At 69.3% G+C, this 18653-nt stretch carries 16 protein-coding genes; 1 reads left to right on the top strand and 15 read right to left on the bottom strand.

Annotated elements, in window-relative coordinates; all coding sequences use genetic code 11:
* Positions 1-56: 56 nt before the first annotated feature.
* The 14 genes from nuoN to ACFV2X_RS09735 form a co-directional block, all read right to left on the bottom strand.
* Positions 57-1712 carry an NADH-quinone oxidoreductase subunit NuoN gene (gene nuoN, locus ACFV2X_RS09800; RefSeq protein WP_385613723.1) on the bottom strand — a complete coding sequence of 552 codons (1656 nt, stop codon included), beginning with the start codon at positions 1710-1712 and terminating at the stop codon, positions 57-59.
* Complete coding sequence (locus ACFV2X_RS09795; protein ID WP_385613722.1) at positions 1709-3358, bottom strand: NADH-quinone oxidoreductase subunit M; 1650 nt, start codon at positions 3356-3358, stop codon at positions 1709-1711. The genes nuoN and ACFV2X_RS09795 overlap by 4 nt, the downstream gene beginning before the upstream one ends.
* Before the next feature lie 3 nt (positions 3359-3361).
* Positions 3362-5257, bottom strand: coding sequence for an NADH-quinone oxidoreductase subunit L (nuoL, locus tag ACFV2X_RS09790; RefSeq protein ID WP_385613719.1), 1896 nt, complete (start codon positions 5255-5257; stop codon positions 3362-3364).
* 15 nt (positions 5258-5272) lie between these two features.
* Complete coding sequence (gene nuoK, locus ACFV2X_RS09785; protein WP_014178692.1) at positions 5273-5572, bottom strand: NADH-quinone oxidoreductase subunit NuoK; 300 nt, start codon at positions 5570-5572, stop codon at positions 5273-5275.
* The gene (locus ACFV2X_RS09780) at positions 5569-6507 is read right to left on the bottom strand and encodes an NADH-quinone oxidoreductase subunit J (RefSeq protein ID WP_385614016.1); all 939 of its coding nucleotides are present in this window, start codon (positions 6505-6507) and stop codon (positions 5569-5571) included. The genes nuoK and ACFV2X_RS09780 overlap by 4 nt, the downstream gene beginning before the upstream one ends.
* Positions 6508-6634: 127 nt before the next feature.
* Entirely contained in the window at positions 6635-7246 is a 612-nt protein-coding gene (gene nuoI / locus ACFV2X_RS09775; RefSeq protein WP_385613717.1) for an NADH-quinone oxidoreductase subunit NuoI, read from the bottom strand.
* Positions 7239-8615, bottom strand: coding sequence for an NADH-quinone oxidoreductase subunit NuoH (gene nuoH, locus ACFV2X_RS09770; protein WP_385613714.1), 1377 nt, complete (start codon positions 8613-8615; stop codon positions 7239-7241). Before nuoH ends, nuoI begins: the two co-directional genes overlap by 8 nt.
* The gene (locus ACFV2X_RS09765) at positions 8612-11107 is read right to left on the bottom strand and encodes an NADH-quinone oxidoreductase subunit G (protein ID WP_385613711.1); all 2496 of its coding nucleotides are present in this window, start codon (positions 11105-11107) and stop codon (positions 8612-8614) included. The genes nuoH and ACFV2X_RS09765 overlap by 4 nt, the downstream gene beginning before the upstream one ends.
* Positions 11104-12486 carry an NADH-quinone oxidoreductase subunit NuoF gene (gene nuoF / locus ACFV2X_RS09760; RefSeq protein ID WP_089509759.1) on the bottom strand — a complete coding sequence of 461 codons (1383 nt, stop codon included), beginning with the start codon at positions 12484-12486 and terminating at the stop codon, positions 11104-11106. The genes ACFV2X_RS09765 and nuoF overlap by 4 nt, the downstream gene beginning before the upstream one ends.
* Positions 12486-13316, bottom strand: a complete 831-nt coding sequence (nuoE, locus tag ACFV2X_RS09755) for an NADH-quinone oxidoreductase subunit NuoE (RefSeq protein WP_385613709.1) — start codon at positions 13314-13316, stop codon at positions 12486-12488. The genes nuoF and nuoE overlap by 1 nt, the downstream gene beginning before the upstream one ends.
* 88 nt (positions 13317-13404) lie before the next feature.
* The gene (locus tag ACFV2X_RS09750; RefSeq protein WP_385613706.1) at positions 13405-14739 is read right to left on the bottom strand and encodes an NADH-quinone oxidoreductase subunit D; all 1335 of its coding nucleotides are present in this window, start codon (positions 14737-14739) and stop codon (positions 13405-13407) included.
* Positions 14739-15473 carry an NADH-quinone oxidoreductase subunit C gene (locus ACFV2X_RS09745; RefSeq protein ID WP_385613704.1) on the bottom strand — a complete coding sequence of 245 codons (735 nt, stop codon included), beginning with the start codon at positions 15471-15473 and terminating at the stop codon, positions 14739-14741. The genes ACFV2X_RS09750 and ACFV2X_RS09745 overlap by 1 nt, the downstream gene beginning before the upstream one ends.
* Positions 15470-16024, bottom strand: coding sequence for a NuoB/complex I 20 kDa subunit family protein (locus ACFV2X_RS09740; protein ID WP_385613702.1), 555 nt, complete (start codon positions 16022-16024; stop codon positions 15470-15472). Before ACFV2X_RS09740 ends, ACFV2X_RS09745 begins: the two co-directional genes overlap by 4 nt.
* Before the next feature lie 37 nt (positions 16025-16061).
* The gene (locus ACFV2X_RS09735; protein WP_089509764.1) at positions 16062-16421 is read right to left on the bottom strand and encodes an NADH-quinone oxidoreductase subunit A; all 360 of its coding nucleotides are present in this window, start codon (positions 16419-16421) and stop codon (positions 16062-16064) included.
* 717 nt (positions 16422-17138) lie between these two features.
* Between ACFV2X_RS09735 and ACFV2X_RS09730 the strand changes: the two genes are divergently transcribed.
* Positions 17139-17963 carry a C40 family peptidase gene (locus ACFV2X_RS09730; protein WP_385613699.1) on the top strand — a complete coding sequence of 275 codons (825 nt, stop codon included), beginning with the start codon at positions 17139-17141 and terminating at the stop codon, positions 17961-17963.
* Positions 17964-18072: 109 nt separating this feature from the next.
* Here ACFV2X_RS09730 and ACFV2X_RS09725 read toward each other — a convergent pair whose 3' ends face one another.
* Positions 18073-18489 (bottom strand): CBS domain-containing protein, encoded by a 417-nt coding sequence (locus ACFV2X_RS09725; RefSeq protein WP_385613697.1) that lies wholly within the window; start codon positions 18487-18489, stop codon positions 18073-18075.
* Positions 18490-18653 lie beyond the last annotated feature (164 nt).

The raw sequence follows: 18653 nt of genomic DNA, 5'->3' as shown, positions 1-18653 counted from the left end.
CCCACACGGGGGACCGGGCGGACGGCCGCCGAGCGGCCGCACAAGGCGACGGGCGCTCAGCGTACGAAGACCCCCGCCTGGCCGGCCAGATCGAGGAAGTACTGCGGGGCGACGCCCAGCACGATCGTCACCGCGACGCCGATCGCGATCGCCGCCGAGGTCAGCGGGGACGGCACCGCCACCGACGGGCCCTCCGTCCGCGGCTCGCTGAAGAACATCAGGACGATCACCCGGATGTAGAAGAACGCCGCGATCGCCGAGGAGATCACACCGATCACCACCAGCGGCCCCGCGCCCCCGTCGGCCGCCGCCTTGAAGACGGCGAACTTCCCCGCGAAACCACTCGTCAGCGGGATTCCGGCGAAGGCCAGCAGGAAGACCGCGAAGACCGCGGCCACCAGGGGCGAACGGCGTCCGAGCCCGGCCCACTTCGACAGATGCGTGGCCTCGCCGCCCGCGTCGCGGACCAGGGTGACCACGGAGAACGCGCCGAGGGTCACAAAGGAGTACGCGGCGAGGTAGAAGAGGACCGAGGAGATGCCGTCGGGCGTCATGGCGATGACACCGGCCAGGATGAAGCCGGCGTGGGCGATCGAGGAGTAGGCCAGCAGCCGCTTCACATCGGTCTGGGTGACCGCGACGATCGCGCCGCCCAACATGGTGACGATCGCCACCCCCCACATCACCGGCCGCCAGTCCCAGCGCAGCCCCGGCAGTACGACGTACAGCAGCCGCAGCAGCGCGCCGAACGCCGCGACCTTGGTCGCCGCCGCCATGAAGCCGGTCACCGGTGTCGGGGCGCCCTGGTAGACGTCCGGCGTCCACATGTGGAAGGGGACGGCACCGATCTTGAACAGAAGGCCCATCAGCACCATCGCGCCACCGATGAGCAGCAGCGCGTCATTGCCCATGGTCCCGGCGAGCGCCGGGGTGACCTCGCGGACCGTGCCGTCGACGACATCGGCGATCCCCGCGTAGGTGACGGTGCCCGCGTAGCCGTACAGCAGCGCGATCCCGAAGAGCAGGAAGGCGGACGAGAAGGCGCCGAGCAGGAAGTACTTGACGGCGGCCTCCTGCGAGAGCATGCGGTGCCGCCGGGCGAGCGCGCACAGCACATACAGCGGAAGCGAGAAGACCTCCAGCGCCACAAAGAGCGTCAGCAGGTCGTTGGCTGCGGGGAAGATGAGCATGCCGCCCACCGCGAAGAGCAGCAGCGGAAAGACCTCGGTGGTGGTGAACCCCGCCTTGACCGCGGCCTTTTCGGCGTCTCCGCCCGGGACGGCGGCCGCCTGCGCGGCGAAGGAGTCGACGCGATTGCCGTGGGCCGCCGGGTCGAGCCGCCGCTCGGCGAAGGTGAAGACCGCGACCAGCGCGACGAGGAGGATCGTGCCCTCCAGGAAGAGCGCGGGTCCGTCGACCGCGATGGCGCCCATGGCCGCGATGCGCGCCTTGCTCGTGCCGTAGTCCCCGGCCGCGAGGCCCAGGACGGCGGCGAAGGCCGCGGCCAGGGCGACCACGGAGACGAAGAGCTGGGCGGCGTAGCGGTGGCGGCGCGGCAGCAGGGCCTCGATCAGCACCCCGACGATCGCGGCGCCGAGGACGATCAGGGTGGGCGCCAGCTGGCCGTACTCGATATGCGGCGTGGGGATCTTGTCGGGGGGCGACACCGCCGCTGTCGTCCACAGGCTGTGGACAGTGGCCGCATGGCTCACTTGGCACCTCCGGAAGCACGGTCGTGCATCGGGCTGTAGCTGAACCAGCCCGCGTCAGTGACGGGGTGATCGGGCTTGGGATCCTTCTTGTCCACCACGGACAGCGTGTGATCGACAGCCGGGTTGACGATGTCGGTCAGCGGCTTCGGGTAGACGCCGAGGAAGATCAGCAGCGCGATCAGCGGCGCCACCACCACCAGTTCGCGCACCTTCAGATCGGGCATGCCCCGCACCTCGGCCTTCACCGGGCCGGTCATGGTGCGCTGGTACAGCACCAGGACGTAGAGCGCGGCCAGCACGATGCCGACGGTCGCGATGATGCCGAGCGCCGGATAGCGGCTGAACGTGCCGACCAGGACCAGGAATTCGCTGATGAACGGTGCCAGGCCGGGCAGCGACAGGGTGGCCAGACCGCCGATCAGGAAGGTGCCGGCGAGCACCGGGGCGACCTTCTGCACCCCGCCGTAGTCGGCGATGAGGCGCGATCCGCGGCGGGTGATCAGGAATCCGGCCACCAGCATCAGCGCGGCGGTCGAGATGCCGTGGTTGACCATGTACAGGGTGGCTCCGCCCTGGCCCTGCGTCGTCATGGCGAAGATGCCGAGGATGATGAAGCCGAAGTGGGAGATCGAGGCGTATGCGATCAGCCGCTTGATGTCCCGCTGGCCGACGGCGAGCAGCGCCCCGTAGATGATGCTGATCAGGGCGAGGACGAGGATCACCGGTGTGGCCCACTTGCTGGCCTCCGGGAAGAGCTGGAGGCAGAAGCGGAGCATCGCGAAGGTGCCGACCTTGTCGACCACCGCGGTGATCAGCACGGCGACGGGGGAGGTGGCCTCGCCCATCGCGTTGGGCAGCCAGGTGTGCAGCGGCCACAGCGGCGCCTTCACGGCGAAGGCGAAGAAGAAGCCGAGGAACAACAGCCGCTCGGTGCCGGTCGCGATGTCCAGGGTGCCCGCGGCCCGGGCGTCGGTGATCTGCTGCAGCGAGAAGGTGCCGGTGCCCAGGTCGTCGGCGGTGACCACGTACAGGCCGACCACCGCGGCCAGCATGATCAGGCCGCCCGCCAGGTTGTAGAGCAGGAACTTGACGGCGGCGTACGAGCGCTGGGTGGCCGACTCCTCCTCGGACCGCCCTCCGGCCCGGTCCCCGAAGCCGCCGATGAGGAAGTACATCGGGATCAGCATGGCTTCGAAGAAGATGTAGAAGAGAAAGACGTCGGTGGCCTCGAAGGAGATCACCACCATCGCCTCGACCATCAGGATCAGCGCGAAGAAGCCCTGGGTGGGCCGCCAGCGGCGGTTGGGGCTGGCCTCTTCCAGCGGGTCGGCGTCATGCCACCCGGCCAGGATGATGAAGGGGATGAGGACCGCGGTCAGCGCGATCAGCGCGACCGCGATGCCGTCCACCCCCAGTTCGTACCGCACGCCGAAGTCCTTGATCCAGGCGTGGGACTCGGCGAGCTGGAAGTGGGCGCCGTCCGGGTCGAAGCGCACCAGCACGATCGCCGCCAGGACGAGCGTGGCCAGCGAGAAGCCCAGCGCCACCCACTTGGCGGCGGCGCGCTTGGCGGCGGGCACGGCGGCGGTGGCGACCGCGCCCAGCGCGGGCACCGCGGCCGTGACCGTCAGCAGGGGAAATGACATGACTCAGACCGCCCTCATCAGCAGGGTCGCGGCGATGAGCACCGCCGTACCGCCGAACATCGAGACCGCGTACGTACGGGCGTAGCCGTTCTGGAGCTTGCGCAGCCGCCCGGAGAGGCCGCCGACCGAGGCCGCGGTGCCGTTGACCACGCCGTCGACCAGCTTGTGGTCCACATAGACCAGTCCGCGGGTCAGATACTCGCCGGGCTTGACGAGTGCGACGTGGTTGAAGTCGTCCTGCAGCAGGTCGCGCCGGGCGGCCCGGGTGAGCAGGCTGCCGCGCGGTGCGGTGCGCGGAACGGGCCGGCGCCCGTACTGCACCCAGGCGATCGCGACGCCGATCAGCAGGACGACCATGGTCCCGGCGGTGACGGTGGCGGCGCTGAGCGGGGAGTCCCCGTGGCTGTGGCTGGTGACGGGCTCCAGCCACTTCAGGAACGCGTCGTTGAGGCTGAACAGCCCGCCGGCGAACACCGATCCGAAGGCCAGCACGATCATCGGGATGGTCATGGACTTCGGCGACTCGTGGGGGTGTGGCTCATTGCCCTGCTCGTCGGGTTCCCAGCGCTTCTCGCCGAAGAAGGTCAGCAGCATCACGCGGGTCATGTAGTACGCGGTGATGGCGGCGCCGAGCAGCGCCGCGCCGCCCAGGATCCAGCCCTCCGTACCGCCCTTGGCGAAGGCCGCCTCAATGATCTTGTCCTTGGACCAGAAGCCGGAAAGCCCCGGGAAGCCGATGATCGCGAGATAGCCGAGCCCGAAGGTCACGAAGGTGACCGGCATGTACTTCCGCAGGCCGCCGTACTTGCGCATGTCGACCTCGTCGTTCATGCCGTGCATGACCGAGCCGGCGCCGAGGAAGAGCCCCGCCTTGAAGAAGCCGTGGGTGACCAGGTGCATGATCGCGAAGACATAGCCGATCGGGCCGAGCCCGGCAGCCAGGATCATGTAGCCGATCTGCGACATGGTCGAGCCCGCCAGGGCCTTCTTGATGTCGTCCTTCGCGCAACCGACGATCGCACCGAAGAGCAGCGTCACCGCGCCGACGGTGACCACCGCGGTCTGCGCGTCCGGCGCGTTGTTGAAGATCGCGCCCGAGCGGGTGATCAGATAGACGCCCGCGGTCACCATGGTGGCCGCGTGGATCAGGGCGGAGACCGGGGTCGGGCCCTCCATGGCGTCCCCGAGCCAGGACTGCAGCGGCACCTGGGCCGACTTGCCGCAGGCGGCCAGGAGCAGCATCAGCCCGATGGCGGTGAGTTTGCCCTCGCCCGCTTCGGTGGCGTTCGAGAGCACCGGGGCGAAGGCGAACGTCCCGAAGGTCGTGAACATCAGCATGATGGCGATCGACAGGCCGACGTCGCCCACCCGGTTGACGATGAACGCCTTCTTCGCCGCCGTGGCCGCGCTGGGCTTGTGCTGCCAGAAGCCGATCAGCAGATACGAGGCGAGGCCGACGCCCTCCCACCCCACGTACAGCAGCAGGTAGTTGTCGGCGAGGACGAGCAGCAGCATCGCCGCGAGGAAGAGGTTGAGATAGCCGAAGAAGCGGCGGCGGCGCTCGTCGTGCTCCATATAGCCGATCGAGTAGATGTGGATCAGGCCGCCCACACCGGTGATCAGGAGCACGAAGGTCATCGACAGCTGGTCGAGCTGGAAGGCGACGTCCGCCCGGAAGCCGCCGACCGGGATCCAGCTGAACAGATGGCTGTGCAGGGCCCGGTCGTGCTCGTCCCGGCCGAGCATGTCGGCGAAGAGCACCGCCCCGATCACGAAGGAGGCGAGCGCGAGCGCGGTGCCCAGCAAATGGCCCTTGCCGTCCAGCCGCCGCCCCCCGCACAGCAGCAGGGCCGCGCCGAGCAGCGGGGCCGCGACAAGCAATCCGATGAGGTTCTCCACGTGAACGCGACCCTTCTAGAGCTTCATCAGGCTGGCGTCGTCGACCGAGGCCGAATGGCGGGCGCGGAACACCGACACGATGATCGCGAGGCCGACCACGACTTCGGCGGCCGCGACGACCATCGTGAAGAACGCGATGATCTGGCCGTCGAGATTGCCGTGCATCCGGGAGAAGGTGACGAACGCCAGGTTGCACGCGTTCAGCATCAGCTCGACGCACATGAAGAGGACGATCGCGTTCCGCCGGATCAGCACCCCGGCCGCGCCGATGGTGAACAACAGGGCGGCCAGGTACAGGTAGTTGACCGGGTTCACTTGGCGACCCCCTTCGAGTCCTCCGGATGGTCGGCGCCGCCCGAACCTGCCGCGCCGTTGGCACTGTCATGGCGGTCGGCGCCCTCGGCGCCCCCGGTGCCCTTCGCGCCCCCGGGGCGCCCCGCGCCCTTGCCGCCCTTGGCGTCCCGCCCCAGCCAGCGCGCCGAGCGCTGCTCCAGGGCGGCCAGTTGGGCCAGCGCCTTCCCGGAGACGTCCCGCATCTGGCCGCGGCCGCGCAGCGTCGGGTTGACCGAGAGCTCGGCGGGCGTGCCGTCGGGCAGCAGACCGGGGATGTCCACCGCGTTGTGCCGGGCGTAGACGCCGGGCGCGGGCAGCGGCGGCACCTGTGTGCCGGTGCGCACTCGCCGCTCGGCCTGCTCGCGCTGGCTGAGCACGCGCTCGGTGCGCTCGCGGTGGGTCAGCACCATCGCGCCGACCGCCGCGGTGATCAGCAGCGCGCCGGTGATCTCGAAGGCGAAGACGTACTTGGTGAAGATCAGGGTGGCCAGGCCCTCCACATTGCCGCCGGAGTTGGCCTCGCCCAGGCCGTTGAAGCTCTTCAGCGAGGCATTGCCGATCCCGGCGCACAGCAGGATGCCGAACCCGAGCCCGCACAGGGCGGCGAGCCAGCGCTGCCCCTTCAGCGTCTCCTTGAGCGAATCGGCGGCGGTGACGCCGACCAGCATGACGACGAAGAGGAAGAGCATCATGATCGCGCCGGTGTAGACGACGATCTGGACGACGCCCAGGAAGTACGCGCCGTTGGCCAGGTAGAAGACCGCCAGAACGATCATGGTGCCCGCCAGGCACAGGGCGCTGTGCACGGCCTTGCGCATCAGGATCGTGCCCAGGGCGCCGATCACGGCCACGGTGGCGAGGACCCAGAACTGCACCGCCTCGCCGGTGGAGGTGGTGGAAGCGGCGGCGGCCAGCATGCTGCTCACGCCCCTCCCTCCCGCCCAGTCTTGGCGCGCTTCAATGCGCGGGCGTCCCTCGTCGCTGCTCGCTCCTTCGTCGCTGCGCGGCTCCTCAGTCCAGCCCGCGCAGCGCGCCAAGACACGCTCATGCCTGCACCTCCTGCTGCTTCCCCTCCGGGGCGTCCTCGGCGGCGTCCTCGGGCGCGGTCTCGCCCTTGCTGACCGCCACCTGGCGCACCGTCCCGGGCGCGGCCTCGGTCACCAGACCTCGGTAGTAGTCCTGCTCGTCCATGCCGGGGTAGATGGCGTGCGGGGAGTCGACCATGCCCTCCTCCAACCCCGCGAGCAGCTCCTCTTTGGTGTAGATGAGCGATTCGCGGGTCCGGTCGGCGAGCTCGTACTCATTGGTCATGGTCAGCGCGCGCGTCGGGCACGCCTCCACGCACAGGCCGCACAGAATGCAGCGCAGATAGTTGATCTGGTAGACGCGGCCGTAGCGCTCACCCGGGGAGTAGCGCTCCTCCTCCGTGTTGTCCGCGCCCTCCACATAGATCGCGTCCGCCGGACAGGCCCAGGCGCACAGCTCGCAGCCGATGCACTTCTCCAGCCCGTCCGGATGGCGGTTGAGCTGGTGGCGTCCGTGGAATCGGGGCGCGGTCGGCTTCTTCTCCTCGGGGTACTGCTCGGTGAGCCGCTTCTTGAACATGGCCTTGAAGGTCACGCCGAAGCCGGCCACCGGGTTCTGGAAGTCAGACACCGTCGGCCTCCTTTCCGTCACTGACAGTGTCGGGCCCGCCACTGACAATCAGCTCGCGGTCGTGTCGCGGGCGTCGGCGCGGTGCGGGCGGCAGGGTCTGGCCGGGCAGCGGTGGCACCGGGAAGCCGCCCGCCATCGGGTCGAAGGCGGGCTCCGGGCCGCCCTCGGCCTCCGCCTCGGCCCGCGCTTCCCCGTCGCGGCCCTCCCTGTCACGGAAGATGTCGACGACGAACGACAGCAGCAACAGGACGAGGACCGCGCCGCCGACGTACAGCACGATGTCCTGGTAGTCGTAGTTCTCATTGCGCAGCGCCCGCACGGTCGCGACCAGCATCAGCCAGACCATGGAGACCGGGATGAGGACCTTCCAGCCCAGCTTCATGAACTGGTCGTAGCGCACCCGCGGCAGCGTGCCGCGGATCCAGACGAAGGCGAACAGCAGCGAGAGGACCTTGCCGACGAACCAAAGCATCGGCCACCAGCCGTGGTTGGCCCCCGCCCAGAAGGTGCTGATCGGCCATGGCGCCCGCCAGCCGCCCAGGAAGAGGGTGACCGCGACCATCGAGACGGTGACCATGTTGATGTACTCGGCGAGCATGAACATCGCGAACTTGATGGACGAGTACTCGGTGTTGAAGCCGCCGACCAGGTCGCCCTCGGACTCCGGCATGTCGAAGGGCGCGCGGTTGGTCTCACCGACCATCGCGATGATGTAGATGATGAAGGAGACCGGCAACAGCAGCGCGTACCAGCGGTCGTGCTGGGAGTTGACGATCTCGGAGGTCGACATCGACCCGGAGTAGAGGAAGACCGCCGCGAAGGACATGCCCATCGCGATCTCGTAGCTGATCATCTGGGCGCAGGAGCGCAGGCCGCCGAGGAGCGGATACGTGGAACCGGACGACCAGCCCGCCAGCACGATGCCGTAGATGCCCACCGAGGCGGTGGCCAGGATGTAGAGGATCGCGATCGGCAGGTCGGTCAGCTGCATCGTGGTGCGGTGCCCGAAGATCGAGATCTCGTTGTCGGCCGGGCCGAAGGGGATGACCGCGACCGCCATGAAGGCGGGGATGGCCGCGACGACCGGCGCCAGGACGTAGACGACCTTGTCCGCGCCCTTGACGACGATGTCTTCCTTCAGCATCAGCTTCACGCCGTCGGCCAGGGACTGCAGCATGCCCCAGGGGCCGTGCCGGTTCGGGCCGATGCGCAGCTGCATCCAGCCGACGACCTTGCGCTCCATGACGATGGAGATCAGCACGGTCACCATCAGGAAGGCGAAGCAGAAAACCGCCTTGATCAGGATCAGCCACCAGGGGTCGTGGCCGAACATCGACAGGTCTTCTGCGGCGAGGTAGCTCAGGTTCATGAGGTCACCTCCGGTTCGGTCGCGGGAGCGCCGATCTTGACCAGTTCACCGGGGCGCGCGCCCAGGTCGTGGTACGCGCCGCCGCCCGTCGAGTTCAGCGGCAGCCAGACCACCCGGTCGGGCATCGCCGTCACCGCCAGGGGCAGCTGGAGCGACCCGGCCGGGCCGGTGACCCGTACGGTCTCCCCGTCGCGCACCCCCGCCTCCTCCGCGGTCGCCTCCGACAGCCGGATGACCGCCGCGTGGCGGGTCGCGGCGAGCGCCGCGTCGCCCTCCTGGAGCCGGCCCTGGTCCAGCAGCAGCCGGTGGCCCGCGAGCAGCGCCTCGCCCTCGCCGGGGCGGGGCAGCGGCCCGCCGGTCTCCATCGGCCCGATGCCGTGGGAGCCGGGCCAGGTGCCGAGCCGCGTCAGCTCGTCCCGTACGGCCTGGACGTCCGGCAGGTCGAACGGCACGTCCATGGCGTCGGCCAGCATGTGCAGCACCCGGGCGTCCGGAAGGACATGGCGGCGGGTCATCTGGTCGGGCTTGATGGCCGCCTCGAACGGCCGGGCCCGCCCCTCCCAGTTGAGGAAGGTGCCCGCCTTCTCGACGACCGCCGCGACCGGCAGCACCACGTCCGCGTGCGCCGTGACCTCGGTGGGCCGCTGCTCCAGGCTGACCAGGAAGCCGACCGCCTCCAGGGCCTCGACGGCCCGCGCCGGGTCGGGCAGATCGGCGATCTCGACGCCCGCGACCACCAGCGCGCCGAGCTCGCCCTCGGCGGCGGCCTCGACGATCCGGCCGGTGTCCCGGCCCGTCCGGCCGGGCAGTTCGGCGACGCGCCAGACCTCGGCGGTCTCCTCGCGGGCCCGCGGATCGGTGACCGGGCGCCCGCCGGGCAGCAGCCCGGGGAGCGCGCCCGCCTCGATGGCGCCCCGCTCCCCCGCCCGGCGCGGGATCCAGACCAGCGTGGCGCCGGTGGCGGCGGCGGCCCGTACGGCGGCGGTCAGCGCGCCCGGTACGGTCGCAAGCCGCTCACCTGCGACGATCACCGCGCCATCGAGGCGCAGCGCCTCGGCCACCCGCTCCCCGTCGGCATCCAGGCCGGTGCGGCCCGCGAGCGCGTCCAGCCACTCGGTCTCGGTGCCGGGGGCCGCGGGCAGCAGCGTGCCGCCCGCCTTCGTCAGGCCCCGGGTGGGGTGGGTGGCCAGTGAGAAGGTGCGCTGGCCGTGCTTGCGGTGGGCCTTGCGCAGCCGCAGGAAGACGCCGGGCGCCTCCTCCTCCGATTCGAAGCCGACCAGGAGGACGGCCGGGGCCTTCTCCAGCGCGGCGTACGTCAGGCCGCCGCCGTCCAGGTCGCGGCCCCGGCCCGCCACCTGGGTGGCCAGGAAGTCGGCCTCCTCGGCGCTGTGCGCCCGGGCCCGGAAGTCGATGTCGTTGGTGTCCAGGGCGACGCGGGCGAACTTCGCGTACGCGTACGCGTCCTCGACGGTGAGCCGGCCGCCGGTCAGCACGCCCGCGCGGCCGCGGGCCGCGGCCAGGCCGGTGGCCGCCGCCTCCAGCGCCTCGGGCCAGCTCGCCGGCTCCAGTTCGCCCGTCTCCCGGTCGCGCACCAGCGGGGTGGTGAGCCGGTCGGGGAGCTGCGCGTAGCGGAAGCCGAAGCGCCCCTTGTCGCAGATCCACTCCTCGTTGACCTCGGGGTCGTCCGCCGCGAGCCGCCGCATGACCTTGCCGCGCCGGTGGTCGGTGCGGGTCGCGCAGCCGCTCGAGCAGTGCTCGCACACACTCGGCGAGGAGACCAGGTCGAAGGGGCGGGAGCGGAAGCGGTAGGCGGCCGACGTCAGCGCGCCCACCGGGCAGATCTGGATGGTGTTACCGGAGAAGTACGACTCGAACGGGTCGCCCTCGCCCGTGCCCACCTGCTGCAGGGCGCCGCGCTCCAGCAGCTCGATCATCGGGTCGCCCGCGACCTGGTTGGAGAACCGGGTGCAGCGCGCGCACAGCACACACCGCTCGCGGTCCAGCAGCACCTGCGGCGAGATCGGCACCGGCTTGGCGAAGGTGCGCTTATGGCCCTCGAAGCGGCTGTCGGCCTGCCCGGCGGACATGGCCTGGTTCTGCAGCGGGCACTCGCCGCCCTTGTCGCAGACCGGGCAGTCCAGCGGGTGGTTGATCAGCAGCAGCTCCATCACACCGCGCTGCGCCTTCTCGGCCACGGGCGAGGTGAGCTGGGTCTTGACCACCATCCCGTCGGTGCAGGTGATCGTGCAGGAGGCCATCGGCTTGCGCTGACCCTCGACCTCGACGATGCACTGGCGACAGGCGCCGGCCGGGTCGAGGAGCGGATGGTCGCAGAAGCGGGGGATCTCGATGCCGAGCAGCTCGGCCGCGCGGATCACCAAGGTCCCCTTGGGGACGGAGATCTCGATTCCGTCGATGGTGACAGAGACCAGATCTTCGCGTGGCACCGCCGCCTCTCCGCCTCCGGAGGGTGCATTGGTGGTCACGGTCATGCGGTCACCCCCAGGTGAGTGGAGCTCGGATCGTCGGACCACACGGTGGACTTGGCGGGGTCGAAGGGGCACCCGCCACCGGTGATGTGCTGCTCGTACTCCTCCTTGAAGTACTTGAGGGAGGAGAAGATGGGGCTGGCGGCGCCGTCGCCGAGCGCGCAGAACGACTTGCCGTTGATGTTGTCGGCGATGTCGGCCAGCTTGGCGAGGTCTTCCATACGGCCCTTGCCCGCCTCGATGTCGCGCAACAGCTGAACCAGCCAGTACGTGCCCTCGCGGCAGGGCGTGCACTTGCCGCAGGACTCATGCGCGTAGAACTCGGTCCAGCGGGTCACCGCGCGCACCACGCAGGTCGTCTCGTCGAAGCACTGCAGCGCCTTGGTGCCGAGCATCGACCCGGCGGCGCCCACGCCCTCGTAGTCGAGGGGGACGTCCAGGTGCTCCTCGGTGAGCAGCGGCGTCGAAGAGCCGCCGGGCGTCCAGAACTTCAGCCGGTGGCCGGGCCGCATACCGCCGCTCATGTCCAGCAGCTGCCGCAGGGTGATGCCCAGCGGGCCCTCGTACTGGCCGGGGGCCGCGACATGCCCGGACAGCGAGTAGAGCGTGAAGCCCGGGGACTTCTCGCTGCCCATCGACCGGAACCATTCCTTGCCCTTGGTGAGGATGGCGGGAACCGACGCGATGGACTCGACGTTATTGACGACAGTGGGGCACGCGTACAGACCCGCGACCGCCGGGAAGGGAGGCCGGAGCCGCGGCTGGCCGCGCCGCCCTTCCAAGGAGTCCAGCAGCGCGGTCTCTTCACCGCAGATGTACGCGCCGGCGCCCGCGTGCACGGTGATCTCGAGATCGGGCAGATCGGCCAGCCCCAGCTTCTGCCTGCGCGCGTCGGCCTTGCCGAGGTAGCCCGCCTCGTACGCCTCGCGTACGGCCTCGTGCAACCGGCGCAGCACGGGCACGACTTCACCGCGCAGATAGATGAAGGCGTGCTGGGAGCGGATGGCATGACAGGCGATGATCATGCCCTCGATGAGGGAGTGCGGATTGGCGAAGAGGAGGGGGATGTCCTTGCAGGTGCCGGGTTCCGACTCGTCCGCGTTGACGACCAGGTAGTGCGGCTTGCCGTCGCCCTGCGGGATGAACTGCCACTTCATCCCGGTGGGGAAGCCCGCGCCACCACGGCCGCGCAGCCCCGAGTCCTTCACCAGCGCGATCACATCGTCGGGTGCCATGGCGAGGGCCCTACGCATGCCCTCGTACCCATCGTGGCGCAGATAGGTCTCCATGCTCCAGGACTTGGACTCGTCCCAGAACGAGGACAGCACGGGTGCCAGCAGCTTCTCGGGGCTGGACTCGCCCCGCTCGACTGTCACGGTCATCACTCCCCCTCCTCTGTGACCGGACCGGACGGATGGTGCGGGTCGGAGGCCGACGTCCGCTGCGGCGCGTCATGGGAGCTCGGATGCGTGGGCGCCTGCTCGTCCGCCGGATAGTCCGCGGACCTGGGCGATACGACGCGGCCCGGAGCCGCCTCGCCCTTGGCCAGCCGCAGCCCGACCAGCGAGGCCGGGCCGGCGCTGCCGCTCGCCTCGACCGCGCCCGGGCGCGCGTCGGGGAAGCCGGCGAGGATGCGCGCGGTCTCCTTGAAGGTGCACAGCGGAGCGCCGCGGGTCGGCTCGACGGTGCGGCCCGCCTGGAGGTCGTCGACCATCTGCTTGGCGGAGTCCACGGTCTGGTTGTCGAAGAACTCCCAGTTGACCATCACCACGGGCGCGTAGTCGCAGGCCGCGTTGCACTCGATGTGCTCGAGGGTGATCTTGCCGTCGTCGGTGGTCTCTCCGTTGCCGACGCCCAGATGGCGCTGCAGGGCCTCGAAGATCGCGTCGCCGCCCATCACCGCGCACAGGGTGTTGGTGCACACCCCCACCTGGTAGTCGCCGGAGGGCTTCCGCCGGTACATGGTGTAGAAGGTGGCAACCGCGGTGACCTCGGCGGTGGTCAGTCCCAGCACCTCGGCGCAGAACCGGACCCCGGTGCGGGTGACATGGCCCTCCTCCGACTGCACCAGGTGCAGCAGCGGCAGCAGCGCGCTGCGGCTGTCGGGGTAGCGGGCGATCACCTCCTCGGCATCCGCCTCGAGCTGTGCCCGGACCTCGGCCGGGTAGTCGGGGGCGGGGAGCTGCGGCATTCCCAGCTGGACATCGGTCATAGCGTCTCCCTGTTCCCTTCTCCGCCCGCGCGGCGCAGAGGTGCGGCCATCGTCGTCATCTGCGGCCCGGCGGCCGCGCGTGCGTCGGTCACCTATCGACGCCTCCCATCACAGGGTCGATGGACGCCACGGCGACGATCACGTCGGCGACCTGGCCGCCCTCGCACATCGCCGCCACGGACTGCAGGTTGGTGAAGGACGGGTCGCGGAAGTGCACCCGGAACGGGCGGGTGCCGCCGTCGCTGACCATGTGCACGCCCAGCTCGCCCTTGGGCGACTCGACGGCCGTGTACGCCTGCCCCGGCGGGACCCGGAATCCCTCGGTCACCAGCTTGAAGTGGTGGATCAGGGCCTCCATCGAGGTGCCCATGATCTTCTTGATGTGGTCGAGGGAGTTGCCGAGCCCGTCCGGCCCCAGCGCCAGTTGCGCCGGCCAGGCGATCTTCTTGTCCTCGACCATGACCGGTCCCGGCGCCAGCCGGTCCAGGCACTGCTCGACGATCCCCAGCGACTGGCGCATCTCCTCCAGCCGGATCAGGAAGCGGCCGTAGGCGTCGCTGGTGTCGGCGGTGGGGACCTCGAAGTCGTAGTTCTCATAGCCGCAGTACGGCTGGGACTTGCGCAGATCGTGCGGCAGCCCGGTGGCCCGCAGTATCGGTCCGGTGATGCCGAGCGCCATGCAGCCGGCCAGGTCGAGGTAGCCGACGTCCTGCAGCCGGGCCTTGAAGATGGGGTTCCCGGTCGCGAGCTTGTCGTACTCGGGCATGTTCTTGCGCATCTTCTTCACGAAGGCGCGCACCTGGTCGACCGCCCCGGGCGGCAGATCCTGGGCGAGCCCACCGGGCCGGATGTACGCGTGGTTCATCCGCAGGCCGGTGATCAGCTCGAAGATGTCCAGGATCATCTCGCGGTCACGGAAGCCGTAGATCATGATGGTGGTCGCGCCGAGCTCCATACCGCCGGTGGCGATCGCCACCAGATGAGAGGAGAGCCGGTTGAGCTCCATCAGCATGACCCGGATGACCGAGGCCCGGTCCGGCACCTGGTCCTCGATGCCCAGCAGCTTCTCGACGCCCAGGCAGTACGCGGCCTCGTTGTAGAAGGGCGTCAGATAGTCCATGCGGGTCACGAAGGTGGTGCCCTGCGTCCAGTTCCGGAATTCGAGGTTCTTCTCGATCCCGGTGTGCAGATAGCCGATGCCGCAGCGGGCCTCGGTGACCGTCTCGCCGTCGATCTCCAGGATCAGCCGGAGCACGCCGTGGGTGGACGGGTGCTGCGGCCCCATGTTGACGATGATCCGCTCGTCGTCGGCCCGGGACGCGGCGGCCACGACCTCGTCCCAGTCACCGCCGGTCACGGTGTAGACGGTGCCTTCGGTCGTCTCGCGCGTGGAGGCGGAGGGGGTTGCGTGGGTGGCAGACATCAGCTGTACGACCTCCGCTGGTCCGGAGCCGGGATCTGGGCGCCCTTGTACTCGACGGGGATGCCGCCCAGGGGATAGTCCTTGCGCTGCGGGAAGCCCTGCCAGTCGTCGGGCATCATGATCCGCGTGAGCGCGGGATGTCCGTCGAAGATCAGGCCGAAGAAGTCGTACGCCTCGCGCTCATGCCAGTCGTTGGTCGGATAGACGTCGACGATCGACGGGAGGTGCGGGTCGCTGTCGGGGACGCTCACCTCCAGCCGGATCAGCCGGTTATGGGTGATCGAGCGCAGGTGGTAGACGGCGTGCAGCTCACGCCCCTTGTCACCGGGGAAGTGGACGCCGCTGACGCCCGTGCACAGCTCGAAGCGGAGCGCCGGGTCGTCGCGCAGGGTCCTGGCCACCGTCGGCAGATGCTCGCGCGCGATGTGGAAGGTCAGCTCGCCGCGGTCCACGACGGTCTTCTCGATCGCGTTCTCCGGGACCAGTGACTGCTCTTCGAGCGCGCCTTCGAGTTCGTCGGCGACTTCGTCGAACCAGCCCCCGTACGGCCGGGAGGCCGCGCCGGGCAGCCGTACCGGCCGCACCAGGCCGCCGTAGCCCGAGGTGTCGCCGCCGTTGTTGGCGCCGAACATGCCGCGCTGGACGCGGATGGGCTCACCCTGGTCGCCGCGGCTGCCGGGCAGGTTCTCGGCGTTGAGGTCCTTGTCGGGGTTGACCCCATTAGCCTCAGTCAACGCAGCAGCCCCTTCATCTCGATCGTCGGGAGCGCCTTCAGCGCCGCTTCCTCCGCCTCGCGGGCCGCGCGCTCGCGGTTCACGCCGAGCTTCTCCTCGCGGATCTTCTGGTGCAGCTTGATGATCGCGTCCAGGAGCATCTCGGGCCGCGGCGGGCAGCCGGGCAGATAGATGTCGACCGGGACGATGTGATCGACGCCCTGCACGATCGCGTAGTTGTTGAACATGCCGCCCGAGGAGGCGCACACGCCCATCGAGATGACCCATTTCGGATTCGGCATCTGGTCGTAGACCTGCCGCAGCACCGGGGCCATCTTCTGACTGACGCGCCCGGCCACGATCATCAGATCGGCCTGTCGGGGCGAGCCGCGGAAGACCTCCATGCCGAAGCGGGCGAGGTCATAGCGCCCGGCGCCCGTGGTCATCATTTCGATGGCGCAGCAGGCGAGCCCGAAGGTGGCCGGGAAGACGGAGGACTTTCGCGCCAGTCCCGCCGCCTGCTCCACGGTGGTCAGCAGGAAGCCGCTCGGCAGCTTGTCTTCGATACCCATGGGACGGTTCTCCTCTCACTCAGTCCATTCCAGGCCGCTAGTCCCACTCCAGGCCGCCGCGTCGCCACACATACGCGTAGGCGACGAAGACGGTGAGCACGAAGAGGAGCATCTCCACGAGCCCGAACAGCCCCATGGCGTCGAAGGTGACCGCCCAGGGGTAGAGGAAGACGATCTCGATGTCGAAGACGATGAAGAGCATCGCCGTCAGGTAGTACTTGATGGGGAAGCGCCCACCGCCGGCCGGATGTGGCGTCGGCTCGATGCCGCATTCATAGGCCTCGAGCTTGGCCCGGTTGTAGCGCTTGGGGCCGATGATCGTGGCCATGAGGACCGAGAAGATCGCAAAGCCTGCCCCGAGGGCTCCCAGTACGAGGATGGGCGCGTATGCGTTCACCGTCCTCGCTCCCTTCAGTCGACGATGACTGGTTGGCGGACCACACGGACTGTGCGGACCGCACTCACGAAGATCGCGCACATGTGAGGCAGTTCACAAGCCCGTTTCGCCTGCATCCTATGCCCGCCGGTATGTGATCTGCGACACGGGGTGCAACAACGTCTTTGTGATCTCCACCACCTGACGAAGGATCATGAAGTCGGATGAGAAGTGATCTTGCACTCGAAGCATCCGATCGATCACGAGAAGTGACATATGGATCCGTCGTCACAGGTGAGCGGCTTGCGCTCTTTACAAGCTATGGTACCTACACGCAAATTTGCGATGGACTTCGCCGTCTGATATGAGGCATCCATCCCGATGAGTGACCCGGTCGCGGACCGCGACGCCGTCACCCCGCCCCGCCGCCTCTTGATCGCTACTACGCGCTTTCGTTCACGAGCCGGGTCCGGGAGTGAGGTATCCCACCCCGCGAAAGGTTGTGGATCTCAATTTGATGGGAATCCTTGGTGCGCCAGTCGGGTTGATGGTAGGCCGCACGGGAGCCCGCCAGGGCCGCCAAATGCCGTGCGTATGGGCATGATCGAAAAATTCGGACACGACAACCGGGCCCCGGAACAAGATCAAGAACCCCGGATTTCAGGCGTGTACACGCCAAATGTGGCGCACTCCACTTTTCTTGATCCCGGCCTACGACCCCTGATAGCGGTTGGACCCATGTCCCAGACCGCACACATACCCAGCCACCGGAAGCCCCGCCGTGCCGCCTCCTCCACGCGTGCACTCCGCGCCGGGGTCACCGGTGGCTTCCTCACGCTCGCGGTCGCCGGCGCCGCCGCACCCGCTCTGGCCGCCGAGTCGGCCGCCGCCGAGACGACGCTCGAGATGCCGACCCTCGGCGACACCCTGGCCAGCACCGCGGCGCAGTCCGCCGACGCCACCCACCAGGCGGCCTCCGACTACCAGCTCCAGGCGCAGCAGGACCAGGCCGCCGCCAAGGCCAAGACCGCGGCGAAGAAGGCCAAGGTCGAGGCCGACCGCAAGGAGCGCGAGGCCAAGGAGGCGGCGCGCAAGGCCGCCGCCCGCCGCGCGGCTCAGGAGAAGGCCGAGCGGGCGTCCCGCGCCGCCGAGCGCACCACCCTCTCCACCACGGCGTCCAACGCCACGTCGACCGCGACGAAGGCGACCGGCAATGCCGCGACGCTGATCAACTTCCTGAAGGCCCAGCTGGGCAAGGCGTACGTGCTGGGCTCCAGCGGCCCCTCCTCGTACGACTGCTCCGGCCTGACCCAGGCCGCCTTCAACCAGATCGGCATCAGCCTGCCGCGCGTGTCGCAGGACCAGTCCAGCCAGGGCACCGCCGTATCGCTGGACAACCTCCAGCCCGGCGACCTGCTCTACTGGGGCGGCCGGGGCAGCGCGTACCACGTCGGCGTCTACATCGGCGACGGCAAGTTCATCGGCGCCCAGAACCCGAGCACCGGCATCGTCGAGCGCCCGCTGAGCTACGACCCGCCGACCGGCGCCGTCCGCCTCCTCTAAGCGCGGAGAGCCCAGAAGCGCGAGCCGAACAAGAGATGGGGCCGCCTTCCCGTACGCCAGTCGGCGTCCGGGGCGGCGGCCTCATTCCGTACCGGCGTCAGGCATGGGCCTATGCGTAGACCTTCTCCACGAACTCGGCGATCTGGGGTTCGGTGAGGTGGTGGGCCAGATCGGCCTCGCTGATGATGCCGACCAGCCGCTTGTTCTTGTCGATCACCGGCAGCCTGCGGATCTTGTTCTGCTCCATCTCCCGGAGCACATCGCTGACGTCCGCATCGGCCGGTATCCAGCGCGGCGTGCCCTTGGCCAGCTCCCCCGCCGTCGTCCTGGAGCAGTCCTTGCCCTCGGCGACACAGCCGACGACGATGTCGCGGTCGGTCAGGATGCCGCACAGCCGCTCGTTCTCATCGGCGATCGGCAGCGCCCCGACGTTCAGGTCCCGCATCAGCTGAGCCGCACGGTCCAGGGTCTGGGACTTGGGGATCCACTGCGCGCCCGGGTGCATGATGTCTGCGGCCTTGGTCATGGTGTGTCCTCCTGACGGCCCACCGCCGGCGGAACCGACCCGCGGGCCCGATCCGGTGTCACCGCGGCCCGGCGCCACGGCGCCCCCTCTCCTTCAATGTCACCACCGCCCCGGGCGCCTCGCGACCGGCGGGCGCCCGGGAAGCCCTCCCGGCCGGCCCCGCC

Source organism: Streptomyces sp. NPDC059679 (assembly GCF_042734105.1).
GTDB lineage: Bacteria > Actinomycetota > Actinomycetes > Streptomycetales > Streptomycetaceae > Streptomyces.
Note: the sequence above shows the minus strand (reverse complement) of the source record. Positions and strands in the feature narration are given on the sequence as shown.

Coding starts and splice junctions, on each gene's coding strand:
- ACFV2X_RS09795 (WP_385613722.1), bottom strand. CDS start 3,358: ATGTCATTTCCCCTGCTGACGGTCACGGCCGCGGTGCCCGCGCTGGGC.
- ACFV2X_RS09780 (WP_385614016.1), bottom strand. CDS start 6,507: ATGCTGGCCGCCGCCGCTTCCACCACCTCCACCGGCGAGGCGGTGCAG.
- nuoH (WP_385613714.1), bottom strand. CDS start 8,615: ATGAACCTGAGCTACCTCGCCGCAGAAGACCTGTCGATGTTCGGCCAC.
- ACFV2X_RS09765 (WP_385613711.1), bottom strand. CDS start 11,107: ATGACCGTGACCACCAATGCACCCTCCGGAGGCGGAGAGGCGGCGGTG.
- nuoF (WP_089509759.1), bottom strand. CDS start 12,486: ATGACCGTGACAGTCGAGCGGGGCGAGTCCAGCCCCGAGAAGCTGCTG.
- nuoE (WP_385613709.1), bottom strand. CDS start 13,316: ATGACCGATGTCCAGCTGGGAATGCCGCAGCTCCCCGCCCCCGACTAC.
- ACFV2X_RS09750 (WP_385613706.1), bottom strand. CDS start 14,739: ATGTCTGCCACCCACGCAACCCCCTCCGCCTCCACGCGCGAGACGACC.
- ACFV2X_RS09740 (WP_385613702.1), bottom strand. CDS start 16,024: ATGGGTATCGAAGACAAGCTGCCGAGCGGCTTCCTGCTGACCACCGTG.
- ACFV2X_RS09730 (WP_385613699.1), top strand. CDS start 17,139: ATGTCCCAGACCGCACACATACCCAGCCACCGGAAGCCCCGCCGTGCC.
- ACFV2X_RS09725 (WP_385613697.1), bottom strand. CDS start 18,489: ATGACCAAGGCCGCAGACATCATGCACCCGGGCGCGCAGTGGATCCCC.